The organism is Sphingomonas cremea, assembly GCF_021502585.1.
Classification (GTDB): domain Bacteria; phylum Pseudomonadota; class Alphaproteobacteria; order Sphingomonadales; family Sphingomonadaceae; genus Sphingomicrobium; species Sphingomicrobium cremea.
The window spans coordinates 876,281-891,426 of record NZ_JAKFGM010000001.1 but is presented as its reverse complement, the minus strand read 5'-3'; the positions used below and the strand labels follow the sequence as shown (position 1 = coordinate 891,426).

Below are 15,146 nucleotides of genomic sequence, written 5' to 3'. Positions count from 1 at the left end.
CTGCCATGGCCGACACGCTTGCACTGCTATTCCCTCATGTCGCGGTCAGTGGCGAGCTCACGGTGCGTGCTGCGGTCAGCTATTTGCCCGAGCAATCCGCCCCGGAGCAGGGGCGATGGTTCTGGTCTTACCATGTCCGGATTGAGAACGGCGGCGAGCGGACTGTCCAGTTACTGGAGCGCTACTGGAAAATTGTCGACGGCCGAGGAAATATTCATGAGGTGCGGGGGCAGGGAGTAGTCGGCGAGATGCCGGTGATTACCGCCGGCGATAGCTATGATTATGTGTCTGGATGCCCGCTTGAGACGTCGGCGGGTACGATGAGCGGCCATTATGTACTGGTCGACGAAGAGGGCGACCCCATAACCGCTGAGATTCCCGAATTCGCATTGCTTTCGCCGCCAGAGCCTGGGAGGCGGCTGTAGCTGGAAATACCTGCTCGTCCGATATTCATTCGGAAATTAGCAAAGGCTAGGACGGGCTAACTGGAAGCTCGATGCCCAGCTTGTCATCATCATCCTGGAGCAGGATGTAGACAGCAGTCGCGATCGTCGCGAGGATAACGACAAGTGGCTCTTTCGGAGGATCGCCCTCCTTGCCCCCGTCCTGTGCGGCCGCGGCACCCGAATCTGCCGCAGATCTGGTTGTCAGCGCACTGAGCGTGATCCATGGATTTGAAGATGCCGAAACAATCGGCGCAGGCGACGTGGTCGCTGCGGTTGACGCCGTGGCAACTGCTGAAGCCGAGCAAAGTGCAACGGCGGCGGAGGCAGCGGCGAGGTTGCGGGCGAAACCGGGCATTAAACTACTCCACATACGGCTGCGTGCGGCGGCTATTCGCTTTGGAGTTCCACCACTTAACGTAGCCGATGTCGAGCAATTGAGACACCGATTCTCTAGAAATGCTGGCATTCTACAGAAGGTGTTACCGAAAATCCGCCATTGCACGGGCTGGCCGGATGCCGTCCTGCTACCTATGGTTCAACCGTCAGCAGTCCAACGTTGGATTGCGAATGCGAGGGTGGAATGGGGCAGCGGAAGTTTGCGAAAGCAGTGCAGTCGCGGGCGCCAAAGTCGATCCTCATCTCCGCCAACAGCTTTTGGAACATCGCAAATTTTCGCAGCAGCCTGATCGAGGCACTCGTGGACCACGGCTATCGGGTGGTTATTGCGACCCCTCAAGCTGACGTGGAATGGGCCGAGGCTCGCGGAGCGGAAACCGCCGAGATCGCGGTCGACCGATCCGGACTTAATCCCATCGTCGATGCCGTGCTATGGCTCGATTACCTCAGGTTGTTCCGCCGCACGGGCACAGTCATGTTCCTGGGATTTACCGCCAAGCCCAACATTTATGGATCGTTGGCAGCAAACGTAGCGGGCGTATCGATCTTACCGAATGTAAGCGGCTTGGGCACGGCCTTCATGAACGATGGCCTGCTGTCGCGTTTCGTCAGTCTGCTCTACCGGCTCGCCTTCCGCAGGTGCCCGATCGTATTTTTCCAAAACCCTGACGACCTCGCCTTGTTCGAAGCCAGGGGCATAGTCCGGCCCGGCCAATCGCACTTGCTGCCTGGGTCGGGCGTCAATCTGGACCGGTTCGTACCCGCAGCTCAGCCGGTCGAGGGATTGGTGCGATTCCTGTTCGTTGGTCGCTTGCTCGGCGATAAGGGCGTCCGCGACTTTGTCGAGGCGGCGCGGGGCCTTCGATCCGAACAGCCTCATTGGAAATTCCAGCTGCTCGGCCCGATCGATGAGGGCAATCGCAGCGGCATAAAGGCAGATGAGCTTCGCGAGTGGATTGAGCACGGATGGGTCGAACATCTCGGCAGTGTCGAAGATGTCCGGCCTCATATTGCAGAAGCGACGGCAGTGGTACTTCCATCTTACCGCGAAGGCATGCCGCGTTCGCTGCTCGAAGCGGCGGCAATGGGCCGACCGCTGGTGGCGACCGATGTCCCGGGCAATCGCCAGATCGTTCAGGAAGGAGTGAACGGCCTGTTATGCAAGCCGCGCGATCCCCAATCCCTCGCCGGAGCATTGAGACAGATGGCCATGATGGGGATTGCGCGACGAGACGAAATGGGGCGCGCGGGCAGGGCGCTAGTCGAGCGGGAATTCGGCGAGGAGAAAGTCACTGGCGCTTATCTCAATGCAGTGAAGCAACTGCTGTCGCCGGCGCGGGTTTAGGCATCGATGTTCAATCGGCGCAAACAAGAGGCAAGGGGCTCATCCACTCCCTGTGGCCATCGCGCCTATGCGGTTGGAGACATTCACGGTCGGCTCGACCTGCTGGACCGGCTCCTGGAAGTGATCGACGAAGACTTGGAACGAAGGCCGGCTCGCAAGGCGGTGCTGGTCCTCCTTGGTGATCTGATCGATCGCGGACCCGATTCACGCGGGGTTGTCGAGAGGCTTCGTACCCACCGTCATGATGTGCTCCAGCCCTATTGCCTTGCGGGTAATCACGAGGAGGTGCTGCTCCGCCTTTTGGCCGGCGAGCGCGGAATTTTGGACAGTTGGCTGAAATACGGGGGAGCGGAATGTCTGCGAAGTTATGGCGGCGACCCAGCTACCCTTGCCGACCTCGACGAGCGGGCGGCTTTGAGGACGATCAAGGAAGCCATTCCCGCTGAGCACGTCCGCTTCATCGCTAGCTTCGCCGACACGCTGACATTTGGCGACTATCTGTTCGTTCATGCCGGAATCCGCCCCGGAGTTGAGCTGTCGATGCAAAGCCAGTCCGATCTGCGATGGATACGCGCGCCGTTTCTCGACCATCAAGGGGAGCATGGCTTTGTCGTTGTCCATGGCCATACCATTACCGATGGCGTGGATGTGCAGCCCAATCGCGTCGGAATCGACACTGGCGCTTACCGAACCGGTATCCTGACGGCGCTGGTATTGGATGGCGAAGAACGCTGGACCCTTGATACCGCTGTGACGGAATCGTCCCGGTGAACGCATTGATTCCGACCCACTAGAACAGTAGGAATTAGTCCGAGGATGCTTCATTAAGGTAGTCGCGCGTAATGGCGGGGAGGCATCGTGAAACTAGCTGTAAAGCCTGACTTCTTTTTACCGCTGGCCGCATCCTTTGCCGCTGCCATCTCGCTCGCCGGTTGCGCTGACAGCCGTGGCGGCCCCATACCCTACAATGTTGCGAGTTTCGGGGCTCCAGACGCACCGGAACTGGTGCCGCTGGAAGCGGGATACAAGATTGCACCGATGGACATATTGACGGTCAAGGTCTTTAAAATGCCCGATCTGTCGGGAGATTATGAAGTGGACTTGGCTGGCCGTATCTCCATGCCGCTAATCGGCGAAGTCCCGGCATTCGATCTCACGACCGAGCAGCTCGATGAAGCGCTGACCCGGAAGCTGGGCGAGAAATATCTTGAAAATCCTGACGTCAGCGTCGGGATCAAGACTTCGACACGTCGAAATGTCACGGTGGATGGCGCGGTCAACAGGGCGGGATCATTTCCGGTCTATGGCCCGACCACGCTCATGCAAGTTGTGGCGGCCGCCGGTGGCACCAGTCCTGAGGCGAATGCCCGCCGGGTCGCGATATTCCGCAGCATCGGCGGCAAGCGCCAGGCTGCGGGATTCGATCTCACCAGTATCCGCCGCGGGGAAGCCCCGGATCCGCAGGTTTATGCGGGCGATATTGTTGTAATCGACGGATCGTCGGTAAAGGCAGCGCAAAAGCAGATACTTAATACCCTTCCGTTCCTCGCCATCTTCAGGCCATTCTGACGATATGGCGCGGCCAGCAACCCCGCGAACGGTCGCCAGTGAATAACAACCTGGCAATTCCCGACGGCGATCCCTGGGCCGTAGAACGTTACTCTCCCGACTCCAGGCGTGGAGTTGGGCCCGTGCCGGATCCTTCGCGCGATGGGCCAGGGCTCGATTTCGCCGCGCTGCTCCGGATTATCTCCAACTGGAGGTGGCTGATCCTTGGTGCAATTGCGCTTGGCATTGTCGGATCAATTGTCGTGACGCTGCTGACCACGCCGATTTACAGGTCCTGGGTAACGCTCGAAGTAAGCCCGCCGACGGTCGAGATCATGGACGAACAATCGCGCGAGCGAACGGCGTCCGGGATCAACAATTGGGACTATGTGATTACCCAGGTCGGGCTACTGTCGAGCCGCAGCATCGCCCAACGCGCAGCGCAAGATCTCAACCTTGCCAATAACCCGGAATTCGTCGGCAAGGGTGGGGATGCAGCATCCAGGCTTAGTTTGGCGGCGGCCAAGGTTGCCGGGGGGCTGAACGTTGAGGTCCCGGAGGAAGGGCAGCTGATCAAATACAGCTTCGACGCGGAATCGCCTCAGCTGTCAGCAGCGATTGCAAATCAGATCGCCGAAAGTTTTATCAATTCCAATCTCCAGCGGCGCTATGAAGCCTCGGCCTATGCCCGCAACTTCCTTGAGCGGCAGATCGCCAGGACCCGCACCGACCTGGAAAAATCGGAACGGCAATTGGTAGCTTATGCCCAGGCACAAGGCATCATCAGCACCGGGGGAGGGGAGGACGGCAGGTCGAACGGCGACACCAACTCGCTGCAGGGGGAATCATTGATTGCCCTGAACAGGGCACTGGCTGAGGCCACCGCGCGCCGCGTAGCGGCAGAAGGTGCTTATCGTTCGGGCGTTGCGGTCGGCGTGACCTCCGATGTCAATGCCAGTACGCAGTTGCTGCGCCAGTCGCGCGCCGCGCTGGAGGCCGAATATCAGGATAAGCGCACCCTGATGAAACCGGACCATCCGGACATGGTCAGCCTTCGGTCGCGGATTGACGAACTCGATCGTCAGATATCTCGTGAGGCGTCACGAGCAACATCAGGGCGGACCAATACGTTGCTGGCCGAGTTTCGTGGTGCGCAAGCGGCGGAAAATGCGCTGCGTGGGCGTGTCGCGGGGCTCAAGGGTGCGGTGCTCGACCTGCGGGGACGGAGCATCAAGTACACCATACTTCAGCGGGAAGTTGATACCAATCGCAGCCTCTACGATGCGCTGCTGCAGCGCTACAAGGAGGTTGGCGTTGCAGGCGGCGTCGGCACATCGCCGGTATCGATCGTCGATCGTGCCGATCTTCCCGGGGGACCATATAAGCCCAACCTGCTTTTGAACCTATTGATGGGGCTAGGGCTCGGCCTTGCCGGTGGGCTGGCGGCGGCGGTCGCACTCGAATATCTCTATGACACGATCAAGACGCGCGATGATGTCCGCAATAAGCTCGGGCTCGCTTGTCTTGGCGCTATTCCGAAAACCCTGGGTCAAGAGAGCTTCATCGAGGAGCTGAAGGATCCCCGCTCGATCGTTTCGGAGGCCTATTCGGCGGTTGTCGCTTCGCTGCGATTCAGCACCGAGGAGGGCTTGCCGAAGTCCATGCTCGTCACCAGCACGCGCTCGGGAGAGGGTAAATCGTCCTCGGCACTGGCAGTTGCTCAAAATTTCGCGCGGCGCGGCGTATCGGTTTTGCTGGTCGACGGGGATCTTCGCAAGCCGGCCTTTAAAGCGGCATCGGACAAAGTCGGCCTGACCAGATTGCTGACGGGAGAGGAGGAATCGGCACGGAGCCATGTCGTACCGACTCAATTCTCCGACCTGTGGCTGATGCCCAGCGGCCCGCTGCCTCCAAATCCTGCCGACCTTTTGTCGACCGGTCGTTTCCAGGAGATTCTCTCAGAAGTCACTTCGCAGTTCGATATCGTCATCGTCGATGCACCGCCCGTGGCCGGCTTGGCGGATGCGCTGTTACTCGCCTCTGTCGTCGGAAATATCATGCTTGTCATTGAAAGCGGCAAAACGCGACATAAGGCAGCGCTCGAGGCGCTTCGAATGCTCGGCGGGTCAGGAGCGCATATTCTCGGCGCCGTTTTGACAAAGTCGAAAGAGGATTTGGGCGGCTATGGCTACAAAGCTTATGGCTATGGCGCCCTCGACCGAAAGCGTACCGAAATTCTGATGATCCCCCATGAGGCCGGCCACTGACCGAAGCGAGGATTATCGCGAACCGATGAGAGCGCGAGCGGTGATCATTATAGCGCTCGCGCTATTGGCCGCAGTGCTGGTCGTTCGAGTGGCATTTGTTGCCGCTTATGCGTCGCGGCAACCTGCAAAGGCCGCGGCGATATGGCCAAACCATCCGGAAGTGATTTTCGCCACGGGCCTTCAGGAGGCCAGGCGGTCGGGGGCGGCGGGGCGGCCCGTCGACAGTGCATTAGTAGAAAAACTGCTTTCTGCCGCCACCAAGTCGCCACTTGCCCCTGAGCCTTATCTGGTTCGGGGTGTCCAAGCTGAGCTGGCCGGCAACCGAGCGCTTGCCGCCAAAGCGTTTCTCGAAGCGCGGCGTTTAGATCCACGTTCGGTCGCCGCCCGCTATTTCCTTGCCAACCATTTCCTCCAAACCGGAAAGGTTCGGCTAGGGCTTTCCGAAATTTCCGCGTTGGCGCGCCTGGTCCCTCAAAGCCTTGACGATATCGCGCCCTATCTTGCCGCCTATGCGCGCAGCCCTGGCGGGGCTCACGAGGTAAAGGCAATGCTCGCCGATCACCCCGAGCTCGAGCCATTGCTGCTCAATATCCTTGCGGCTGATGCAGGCAACGACCGGCTTGTTCTTTACTTGTGGAGTGGCCGCGGCGGAAACGATGCCAGTGGCTGGCAGGTACGCCTACTCAACTCCTTGATCGATGCCCGTCGCTATGGCCAAGCCCAAGTTGCCTGGACCCGATTCAGCCCCAATAGTTATCGGGAGCAGGAATTGGTCGATCCGAAGTTCGAGCTTAGCGCGTTGCCGCCTTTCGGCTGGACTTTTGCATCGGGACCGGCTGGCGTCGCCGAGGCTGAAGAAGAAGGGCGCCTCCATATCATATATTATGGCCGCGATGACGTGTCGCTGGCCAAGCAACTGTTGATGATGAGGCCCGGTTCCTATCGCCTCTCGATGCGGGTCAGCCCCGGGTCGCAGGCGTCGAAGGCGCTAGCCTGGACCGTTCGTTGCCTTCCTTCATCCGACGAAATCGCGAATGCTGGAATGGTGGGCGCACACAACGGCGAGCTGGCTGTAAAATTCAAAGTTCCTCCAGCCGGATGCATTGCCCAACAACTCGAACTTGCCGGGACGGCGCCCGAACTTCCCGCACCGGCCGACCTTACTGTCGCAGATTTTCGGCTGGTCCAGGAAGCGGGATGATGATCGATCGGATCCGGCCTGTCGTTACCCCAGCCTATCTGTTTCTTTGCCTGCTTCTTGGCGGAAGTAGCCAGGGCATTTGGGCAAACGTTTTCCTTCGGCTCACCGCCATCAGTATCATCGCCTGGGCCTTGCTCGAATATCGGCATTCGCTCCAGCCCCGCGCAATTCGACGGTTGCTGGTGCTGGTCGGATTGGCGCTGGCGCTGGCCGTGATCCAGCTGGTGCCGCTACCCGTTTCGATATGGAGTTCTCTGCCTGGGCGGGAGCAGTTCCTTGAGGGCTTCCAATTGCTTGGTATTCCGCCAGGAAGGCTTGCACCGTCGCTTGCCCCCTATGACAGCATCGCGACTGTGCTGGCGCTGCTTCCCCCGCTTGGGATGTTGGCGGCAATGATCGGTTTGCGCGGCTACTCGACCAACTGGCTGGCGGCCGCTTTGATCGCAGGAACGGTCGGTGGAGTTCTGCTCGGCATCCTCCAGGTCACCAGCGCAAATCCACTGACGTCCCCATGGTATCTCTATCGGCAAAGCAACTTTGGCGTCGCGACCGGTTTTTTCGCGAACAGTAATCACATGGCCAGCCTGCTCTTGGTCAGTATACCCTTCATTGCCGCGCTTGGTGCGTCTGCACGCGAGCGGACAAAGGAAATGTGGCGGAAGTCGGCCATGTTGGCGTTGGCCGGCGGGGGGCTGATCGTGGTCATCCTTGGGCTGATCCTCAACGGCTCGTTGGCCGGCTATGGCCTTGGCTTGCCCGTCGTCTTTGCCAGTCTCCTGATGCTGATCGGACCCCGATCGCGCTTCGTTCAAATCGGATTGATCGCGACGGCGATTGCCGGCGTGATTGCCCTCGGCCTTCTCTGGACCGCACCCGTTAGCCGCGGCGCAATTACGTCAGTGAACTCGCGTCAGGCGATTTTGTCGAACAGCATAGAACTGGTCCGTGATTATGGAATGGTCGGATCAGGACTCGGCACGTTTGAGAAGGTCTATCGGATGACCGAGGATCCGGCTTCAGTTGATCGCTATTACATCAACCACGCCCACAATGATTACCTTGAGCTTGCGATTGAAACCGGGCTGCCGGGAATCATCCTTATGCTGTTGTTCCTCGCCTGGTGGGGCCAGGCGGTATGGGCCCTGCGCTCGCCCGCGGCCGACTATTTCGCGAGGGCCGCCGCAATCGGCTCCGCGGCAATTCTATTGCACAGCATGGTCGATTACCCACTGCGCACCGCGGCAATGAGCGCGGTTCTCGCCATGTGCCTGGTGTTGACGGTCCAATCGCGGCGGCGCGCGCAAAGCGCTACTGATTTGCGTCCTGCCCGGCACCTGGTCGTTGGTTAGTGGATTGTGTCACCCATGATGGCCGCCAGCGCGCCATCACGAGGATCAGCGTGGGCAATGTTATGGTCAGTAGTACGTCCTTGAAGCCTTCGCCGAGTTGACTGCCCAAGGACGGCCAACGCTCGACGTAAAGGTCATATGCTTCGTTGATCAGCTCGATAACGAGCAGCGCAAGCAAGGGGCGTGGAGAGGCGAGGGGTGCCCTCAGCAAGCGCGCGACCAGCAAGAATAAGCTGAAGCCCACCAGTATATGTAGCGCATCCATGCTGACGCCCAGTGCGTGCTCAACGAACAGCTTGGCCTGATACCAGCGGAGGGCATCCATCACGATCAACTCCGCGCGGTGGCGTTCATTTGCCGGATCGCTTCCGACAATTTGAAGCGCCAGCCTGGTAGAAGGAAGGGTTGGGACAAGTGGATGGTGGCCGTGCCCAATGGCCGGCTAGTCGGTTCGGAAATCCTCGCGATTTGACGCCAGGCGAGCTCCGCCAGCCAACGTATGATTGGGTCGCTATAGAGCTGGCCGTGAAGCCGTTCTCCGATGTCGATTGCGTAAAGCCGTTCGCCAAGGAGCAAAGCTTGGCCGGCGGCTCGACCAGCTCCGAGCTGTTGCGAACATTCATAGAGCCGCTCGATCTCATTGGCGCATTCGCCGTGCAACAGTGCCGCGAGATCGGTGATCCATTTCAGCCGAAACCAGGCGCTCGAGGCGCCATGCACGGTGAGATAGGCGAACAGCTCGTCCCTGCCGAGCGTTGGCAGCTCGATCCCCTTGGCGATCGTTACGACTTGGGTCGGACAATCGATGCCTAGCTTGGACAGCAGGGCAGGGTGGTCAGCTAGCCGAGTATGGAGATCGAGGTGAATTCCATAAGCCGCATGACGCCACACCGATTCCTTGCGCCTGTCATGCCATTGCTGAAGCTCTACTCCGTCGGACTTGGGGGTCGTTGAAGCGTATCCAGCCGTCCGAAGCAGAAGCGCCGCCTCTTGCAGCCGTTCTGGCGCAATCAGGAGGTCGATATCCCATCCCATTTTGAGGAATGGGCTGCGATATGCCAGGGCGTCGAGTGAAAGCCCTTTGAGGAAAAGCAGAGGCAAACCTGCGGAGCTGAACAAAGCGAGTAGCCGGGCCGATTCGGCAGCGATCCTAAGATTGGATTCGATGATTCCTACGGCTTTGAGCCGCAAATCGTCTGCGATGTCGGATGGGATAAGGTCGTGGATCGGCTCAAGACCGTGCCAGCACAACGCCTGCACCCGATGGCGCGCCGCCACTTTAACGAAGCGGTCCCATGTCACGGAGCGAGCAAGCGGCTCCAACTCCGCCGCCGAACCGCCGGCAAATGCAGATCGACAGGCGGCGGTCGCCAACTTGAATTCCGCATCGCTCACTGCAACGGTCATAGGGAGAGTGGCGACAGCTAAACAACGACTTTTCAATTCGACGAGCCCGCCAAATTGGCAGGCCCGGCTCACCTGTCTAAGGTGGCAGAGAAACGTCCGGCTGACCCACCCGGTTTGCCGACGAGTACGAGGAGTTCGCGGCCGCCCGTGGGGAAGCAAATTGCCTACAGCGCCTTTGGCCTAGCAATCCGGAGCGACATCGAACTTCCGGAACTGTTTCCAAGCCAGTCCGATGCTGTTGCCGATGTCGTAATTGCCCTTGGCGCTGTTCCTGCCCCGGAGCGACCTGACACAGACGTTGTGGTCAACGGAGAGGGCGTTTTTCTCTATATAAGTGGCGTCGCGCGGTACTGGATACGTGACGGATTGCGGATTCTGATCGAACCCGAGCCAGGCGTGCCGCAGCGCAATGTCAGGCTCTTTCTGCTCGGCTCCGCGATGGGCGTTCTACTCCTCCAGCGCGGCCACCTGCCGTTGCATGCCAATGCAGTTGAGATCGAGGGCAAGGCCTTTGCCTTCATGGGCGGATCCGGTTCCGGCAAATCGACGCTGGCCGCTTCGCTCCACGACCGGGGACACCGGGTGATAGCGGATGATGTCTGTGTCGTGCGGTTTGGGAACAACGATGCGGTCTTTGCCTGCCCCGGAATCCCGCGGCTGCGGCTTTGGGAGCGGGCGCTGAACGCCACCGGTCGCGACCCGGCGGTCTATGAGCGTTCCTATGCCGGCGATGCGGCAATCCGGAAATTCGACGTGCCGGTGGCCAATGAAATGGCAGCAGGCGAAGCATTGCCGTTGGCCGGCCTGTTCATCCTTGCAACCGGGGATGAATTTGAGATCAGCCGGTTAAGCGGACTGGAGGCGGCAGAGCTAGTTTACGCCAATACATATCGCGGGAAATTCGTTGCGTTGACCGGCACGGCGACCGACCATTGGCGATCGGCGATCCGGCTCATCAACTCGACGCCAATATTTCGCTTCGAGCGCCGCTGGGGCTTCGACGAGTTTGACGAGCAGCTTTCGAAGTTGCTCCGCTATGTGAGTTGACGGCCGTTGAACCATGACGCCCCAGCCAGCCTCAGCCAATCATGCCGCCGAGGATGATCTTCGCCCTGACCGCGGTCTATGTTGCGAAAGACACCTGCTTTGCCACGGAGGCTTGCGGTTTGGCAGCACGACCAACGGACATGGGATCGCGCTCCACCTCGGCGATGAACAGGCCGGTGGCCAACGCATTGGTAAGGTTTCGGCCAAGTCGAGCGACATAGGTCGCACGCCCTGCGTCCAGCCTCGCCCAGTGGGAAATCGCCGTCGTCATCTTTGCCAGATCGAGGATCTCTCCGGCTCGGCTTGCCGAAATCTCCTCCATGATCGCGTTCATATCGGAAATTCTTAGGCGGGCGAACCAATCCGCGCCCTGATATCCGCGCGATCGCTGCGCAAGGACCTGGCCGGGCACCCGATCCGCAAGTGCGGCCCGCGCGACCGGCCGGTAGACGCCATCGGCCAGCAAATGTTCCGGGGGCATCCACAGGCAATATTCGACCAGCCGGCGATCGGAAGTGGGATCGCGCTCTTCAACGCCTGTTTGAGCGAGCAGACCCTTACGGCCAAGCCCAACGTCCATGGATCGGATCATGGCCAGCCGGTCCTGGAACGGATCCCCGTTGATCTCGATCGATACATGCTTTGAACAGTCCATTACCTCTCGGCGGAGGAAATCGATGTGGCGCTCAGTCGGAGCCCCCAGAAACCACGTGCCAATTCGGCTGATGGATTGGGGGGAGAGCCAGGGGTCGAACGATGCCATCAGCAGACCGCGCCAGCGGACGTCGTTCTTGCGCTTCGCCGCACGAACTTCGGCTAGCCAATGTAGCCAATGGCCCGTCCGCAGCCAGTAGGGCAGCACCGAAAGTCCGCCGTGGCTGATCGTGAAATTGCCGGCTGCGCCACTTAGCATGGTATCGGCACCCATGCTTGAGGCCGTCTGCGCGACCTTTGCCCACCACCCCTGATTGAAGACGTTGCCGACTGGCTGTTGGTAGAAACGGGCATGGCCTAGCATCGCGTCAACCAGCGGAGAGCTGTCTCGCACAATGACATGCTCGATCCCAAATGCCGCGGCAGTCGAAGCGGCGATTGCCGATTCATCCGGGATACGACCGCGGAACTCCAGCTGTTGCAGACCTGGAGCTGGTGCGGAGGTCAGGGCGAACATCCTCTCCCCCGGCTTGAGGAATTTGGCGGCGGTTCCGGCAACCGCGCTGCTGTCGTAGCCAGAGCTGAGATGTGTTGCGAGCGCAGCTGAACGGTGGCGCATTCGCGCCCGGACTGCGCCGTCGAGGCGATCCTGTAGCTCGACGCTGGACTGTTCTGCTGTGCTCCCCCGATCGTAATGCTGCTGAGGATCCCAGTGGCGTGCTCGCGTCATGCCGGCAGCAGAGAACCGAACCAGCTCGCCGGGCGGAACAGCGTCGATGTCTTCGAAGCACGTCCGTCCGCGAGGAAGGCGATTTGCCAACTGGATCGATAACGCCGCCAAGTCCGTGTTCAGCCGGCCGTGCGCAGCAACGCCACTCGGCATCGAAGCGAAGCGGAGACCCTCTGGGTCCACGCGATAACAAAGTGGCCTTTCTCCAGCGATGTCCCTCGCGAGGGTCAGTTGTCGCCTGTGCCGGTCATAGATGGCAAGGGCGAAGTCGCCGACAATCCTTTGCATGCAGTCAGCGTCCCAGCACTGCCAGGCGAGCAGGAGAATTTCCGCATCCGACCGTTCAACAAATTGCGATAAAGGTAGTCCGAGTTGAGCCACGATGTCGGCACGATTGTCGAGCCGCACATCTGCAACCAGCATGTATCGGTCGTTCCACAGCGGCTGGCGATCAAAATGGTCTTCCGGAAGCAAAGCACGAAGGTCAATTCCGAGAGCTGCCTCGTCCACACGGCGGACGGCGGTTTGACTGCCCCCGTAAGCCGACTGCGCGGCGAGAGCCGAAGTGCAAATATCCTCGAGAGGCAAATCGTGCCGAAAGCTGATAATGCCCGCGATCGCTGTCATTCAGGAGCCATAACGACGTCATGGCTACATAACCAATGGCGAAGTTGCTTAGGCGCCAACTCGCTTGAAATCCTGATCTCTCGTCAACCGTCACCCGATACGATTCGAACCAGGCCTTGGGCTTCCAGGTCGGCCAGGCAGGATCGAAGCTCGGCTCGGCATTCATCGGCATCGACCTCATACTGACCTGTCAGCGCGTGATGCAGGGCATCGAACGCGATCGGACGGTCCAGCAGCTGCCAAATGTCGGCAGCAACGGCATTGAATCCGAAACAATGCCCACCCTCGACATCCAGCGCGACCAGTTCGTCGCCAAGCTTTGCTTCAAGTAGCTCCTTGGCTCTGACGTAACGGATCGATGCCATAGCGGCTGGCATAGCGTTGTTCCCCGCTGGATTAAATCGGTGCGCTGCGATTTTGGGACTGTGCTCAAGTCGTTTAAGACGATTTGATGATCGCCATCGCTAAATGACCGGAAAACGAAGCCCTCTCTTGCGCGACTATCTCCGCGTTGCGGAGGCCTCGACAGCGTTGGTACTGGCCGCCGCAATAATTGCGCTCCTTCCGTTCCGGATAAGCGCGAAGACAGCCGCTTGGCGTGGGTTCGACAGGCGGCGTTCGGATGCGAAGTCAGACGCCCGTCAGGCGGTGACTGCAGTGCAGCGCGCAGCTCGGCGGCTTCCGTTGCGATTAGTCTGTATTCAGCAAAGCCTGGCGGTGCTTTGGATGCTCCGGCGTCGAGGACACGCGGCGCAGCTTCACTATGGGGTGCGCAGCGGCGATGGGGAAATTTCTGCCCATGCTTGGGTCAGCATGGACGGCCAAATCCTGATCGGCGAGGCGGAAGCCGGCACTCACGCATGTGTGGCGACCTTTCCGGCAGAGGCGGCGTAGCCACCACGCTGGACGCACGATTGCGTCGCTCCTAGAGTTTTTGGTTCCCGGCTCCGGCCGTGCTGGAGGTGGCGTTCTTTGCTTGTCTACTGGCTGTTGTTCGCCTTTTTTGCCTCCGGGGCCCTGCTGCGACGCGGCGGGACCACCCGCCAGCCCGCACCGACGGCCCTGCTAGTTGGGGCTGTCCTAATTTGGATGGCAATCGGCCTTCGCTACGAGGTTGGCGCCGACTGGCGGACTTACAAATTCCTCTACTCATATGCCGGCTTGGCCGACCTTGGCCGTGTCCTGGCTATTGGCGACCCCGGCTACCAACTGGTGAGCTGGTGCGTCAGGCAGACGGGTGCCGAGATCTGGGCGCTGAACCTCATTTGCGCCCTGATCTTTACCTGGGGCCTCTATCGGTTCGTCCGAGCGCAACCCGACCCGTGGCTCGCTTTCGTTGTTGCCATGCCTTACCTGATCGTCGTCGTCGCTATGGGTTACACCCGCCAGGCAGTCGCAATCGGCATATTGATGGGCGGGCTCGCCGCTCTAAAGCGGGGAGCGTCGATAGCCCGCTTCGCCCTCTATGTCGCAGCGGCGGCACTGTTCCACAAAACCGCGGTCGTCGTCCTGCCTTTGGTGATCTTCGCCGGGCAGCGAAACAAGTTCCTCAATGCGCTTGCCGGCATTGCCAGCTGTTACCTTTTCTACGACCTTTTCCTCGCGGATTCGGTCGAAGGATTTGTCCGTAACTACATCGAGTCCGAATATTCGTCCCAGGGAGCGGCGATCCGGGTCACGATGAACCTGGTTCCAGCGGTTATTTTCCTGCTGTTCCGCCGACGGCTCCGGTTCGACGAGGGCGAAGCAGGCGTTTGGCAATATTTCTCACTGGCGTCATTGTTGATGCCAGTGCTTTTGATTGTCCTGGCATCGTCGACCGCCGTCGATCGTCTTTCCCTTTATCTTATACCGCTCCAGATCGCGGTGCTGCCCCGCGTCTCCTTTCTGTTCAAGAACCATCAGGCGGGTCGGGCGGTGATCGTATTTTACGCGATGGCGGTGATGTTCACCTGGCTGAACTTTGCCGCTCACGCGCAATATTGGGTGCCATATAAAATTTACCCGGGCCTGCTCGGGTGAAGCTCAGGGGGCCGCTTGGGTTGCGGCAGCGCCTTGGCGCGGACTAGTGTCCATTTCCGGCAGGCGAGCGCAATCGTCCCGGCTGACTGACGGAGCGTTCAAGTGAA

At 59.9% G+C, this 15,146-nt stretch carries 15 protein-coding genes; 10 read left to right on the top strand and 5 right to left on the bottom strand.

Annotated features, from left to right (window positions below; translation table 11 throughout):
- Nucleotides 1-5: 5 nt before the first annotated feature.
- Nucleotides 6-425: a Co2+/Mg2+ efflux protein ApaG gene (gene apaG, locus LVY65_RS04585; RefSeq protein ID WP_235066812.1), complete on the top strand. Its 420-nt coding sequence runs from the start codon at nucleotides 6-8 to the stop codon at nucleotides 423-425.
- A 46-nt stretch (nucleotides 426-471) separates the two neighbouring features.
- Here the strand turns inward: apaG and LVY65_RS04580 are convergent, their stop codons facing one another.
- Nucleotides 472-801 (bottom strand): hypothetical protein, encoded by a 330-nt coding sequence (locus LVY65_RS04580; RefSeq protein WP_235066811.1) that lies wholly within the window; start codon nucleotides 799-801, stop codon nucleotides 472-474.
- Between the two features lie 225 nt (nucleotides 802-1,026).
- Here LVY65_RS04580 and LVY65_RS04575 point away from each other — a divergent pair, with 225 nt between their 5' ends.
- From LVY65_RS04575 to LVY65_RS04550, 6 genes are all read left to right on the top strand, one after another.
- Nucleotides 1,027-2,187: a glycosyltransferase family 4 protein gene (locus LVY65_RS04575; RefSeq protein ID WP_235066810.1), complete on the top strand. Its 1,161-nt coding sequence runs from the start codon at nucleotides 1,027-1,029 to the stop codon at nucleotides 2,185-2,187.
- 6 nt (nucleotides 2,188-2,193) lie between these two features.
- Nucleotides 2,194-2,958, top strand: a complete 765-nt coding sequence (locus LVY65_RS04570) for a metallophosphoesterase (protein ID WP_235066809.1) — start codon at nucleotides 2,194-2,196, stop codon at nucleotides 2,956-2,958.
- An 87-nt stretch (nucleotides 2,959-3,045) separates the two neighbouring features.
- A complete protein-coding gene (locus tag LVY65_RS04565; protein WP_235066808.1) occupies nucleotides 3,046-3,756 on the top strand; it encodes a polysaccharide biosynthesis/export family protein in 711 nt (236 codons plus the stop codon).
- A 122-nt stretch (nucleotides 3,757-3,878) separates the two neighbouring features.
- Nucleotides 3,879-6,002, top strand: a complete 2,124-nt coding sequence (locus tag LVY65_RS13310; RefSeq protein ID WP_235066807.1) for a GumC family protein — start codon at nucleotides 3,879-3,881, stop codon at nucleotides 6,000-6,002.
- Nucleotides 5,986-7,203 carry a tetratricopeptide repeat protein gene (locus LVY65_RS04555; RefSeq protein WP_235066806.1) on the top strand — a complete coding sequence of 406 codons (1,218 nt, stop codon included), beginning with the start codon at nucleotides 5,986-5,988 and terminating at the stop codon, nucleotides 7,201-7,203. Before LVY65_RS13310 ends, LVY65_RS04555 begins: the two co-directional genes overlap by 17 nt.
- Nucleotides 7,203-8,552: an O-antigen ligase family protein gene (locus LVY65_RS04550; RefSeq protein ID WP_235066805.1), complete on the top strand. Its 1,350-nt coding sequence runs from the start codon at nucleotides 7,203-7,205 to the stop codon at nucleotides 8,550-8,552. Before LVY65_RS04555 ends, LVY65_RS04550 begins: the two co-directional genes overlap by 1 nt.
- On the opposite strand, the gene LVY65_RS04545 is transcribed toward LVY65_RS04550, so the two are convergent.
- Nucleotides 8,512-8,880 (bottom strand): hypothetical protein, encoded by a 369-nt coding sequence (locus tag LVY65_RS04545; RefSeq protein ID WP_235066804.1) that lies wholly within the window; start codon nucleotides 8,878-8,880, stop codon nucleotides 8,512-8,514. The two genes, LVY65_RS04550 and LVY65_RS04545, sit on opposite strands and share 41 nt — an antisense overlap.
- Nucleotides 8,881-8,882: 2 nt before the next feature.
- Complete coding sequence (locus LVY65_RS04540) at nucleotides 8,883-9,959, bottom strand: nucleotidyltransferase domain-containing protein (protein WP_235066803.1); 1,077 nt, start codon at nucleotides 9,957-9,959, stop codon at nucleotides 8,883-8,885.
- A gap of 147 nt (nucleotides 9,960-10,106) precedes the next feature.
- Between LVY65_RS04540 and LVY65_RS04535 the strand changes: the two genes are divergently transcribed.
- Entirely contained in the window at nucleotides 10,107-11,006 is a 900-nt protein-coding gene (locus LVY65_RS04535) for an HPr kinase/phosphorylase (RefSeq protein WP_235066802.1), read from the top strand.
- A gap of 76 nt (nucleotides 11,007-11,082) precedes the next feature.
- Here LVY65_RS04535 and LVY65_RS04530 read toward each other — a convergent pair whose 3' ends face one another.
- Both LVY65_RS04530 and LVY65_RS04525 read right to left on the bottom strand, forming a co-directional pair.
- Complete coding sequence (locus LVY65_RS04530; RefSeq protein ID WP_235066801.1) at nucleotides 11,083-13,017, bottom strand: asparagine synthetase B family protein; 1,935 nt, start codon at nucleotides 13,015-13,017, stop codon at nucleotides 11,083-11,085.
- An 83-nt stretch (nucleotides 13,018-13,100) separates the two neighbouring features.
- The gene (locus LVY65_RS04525; RefSeq protein WP_235066800.1) at nucleotides 13,101-13,394 is read right to left on the bottom strand and encodes a PqqD family protein; all 294 of its coding nucleotides are present in this window, start codon (nucleotides 13,392-13,394) and stop codon (nucleotides 13,101-13,103) included.
- A gap of 91 nt (nucleotides 13,395-13,485) precedes the next feature.
- Between LVY65_RS04525 and LVY65_RS04520 the strand changes: the two genes are divergently transcribed.
- Entirely contained in the window at nucleotides 13,486-13,911 is a 426-nt protein-coding gene (locus tag LVY65_RS04520) for a lasso peptide biosynthesis B2 protein (protein WP_235066799.1), read from the top strand.
- A gap of 78 nt (nucleotides 13,912-13,989) precedes the next feature.
- Complete coding sequence (locus LVY65_RS04515; RefSeq protein ID WP_328282479.1) at nucleotides 13,990-15,039, top strand: EpsG family protein; 1,050 nt, start codon at nucleotides 13,990-13,992, stop codon at nucleotides 15,037-15,039.
- Nucleotides 15,040-15,146: the final 107 nt, after the last annotated feature.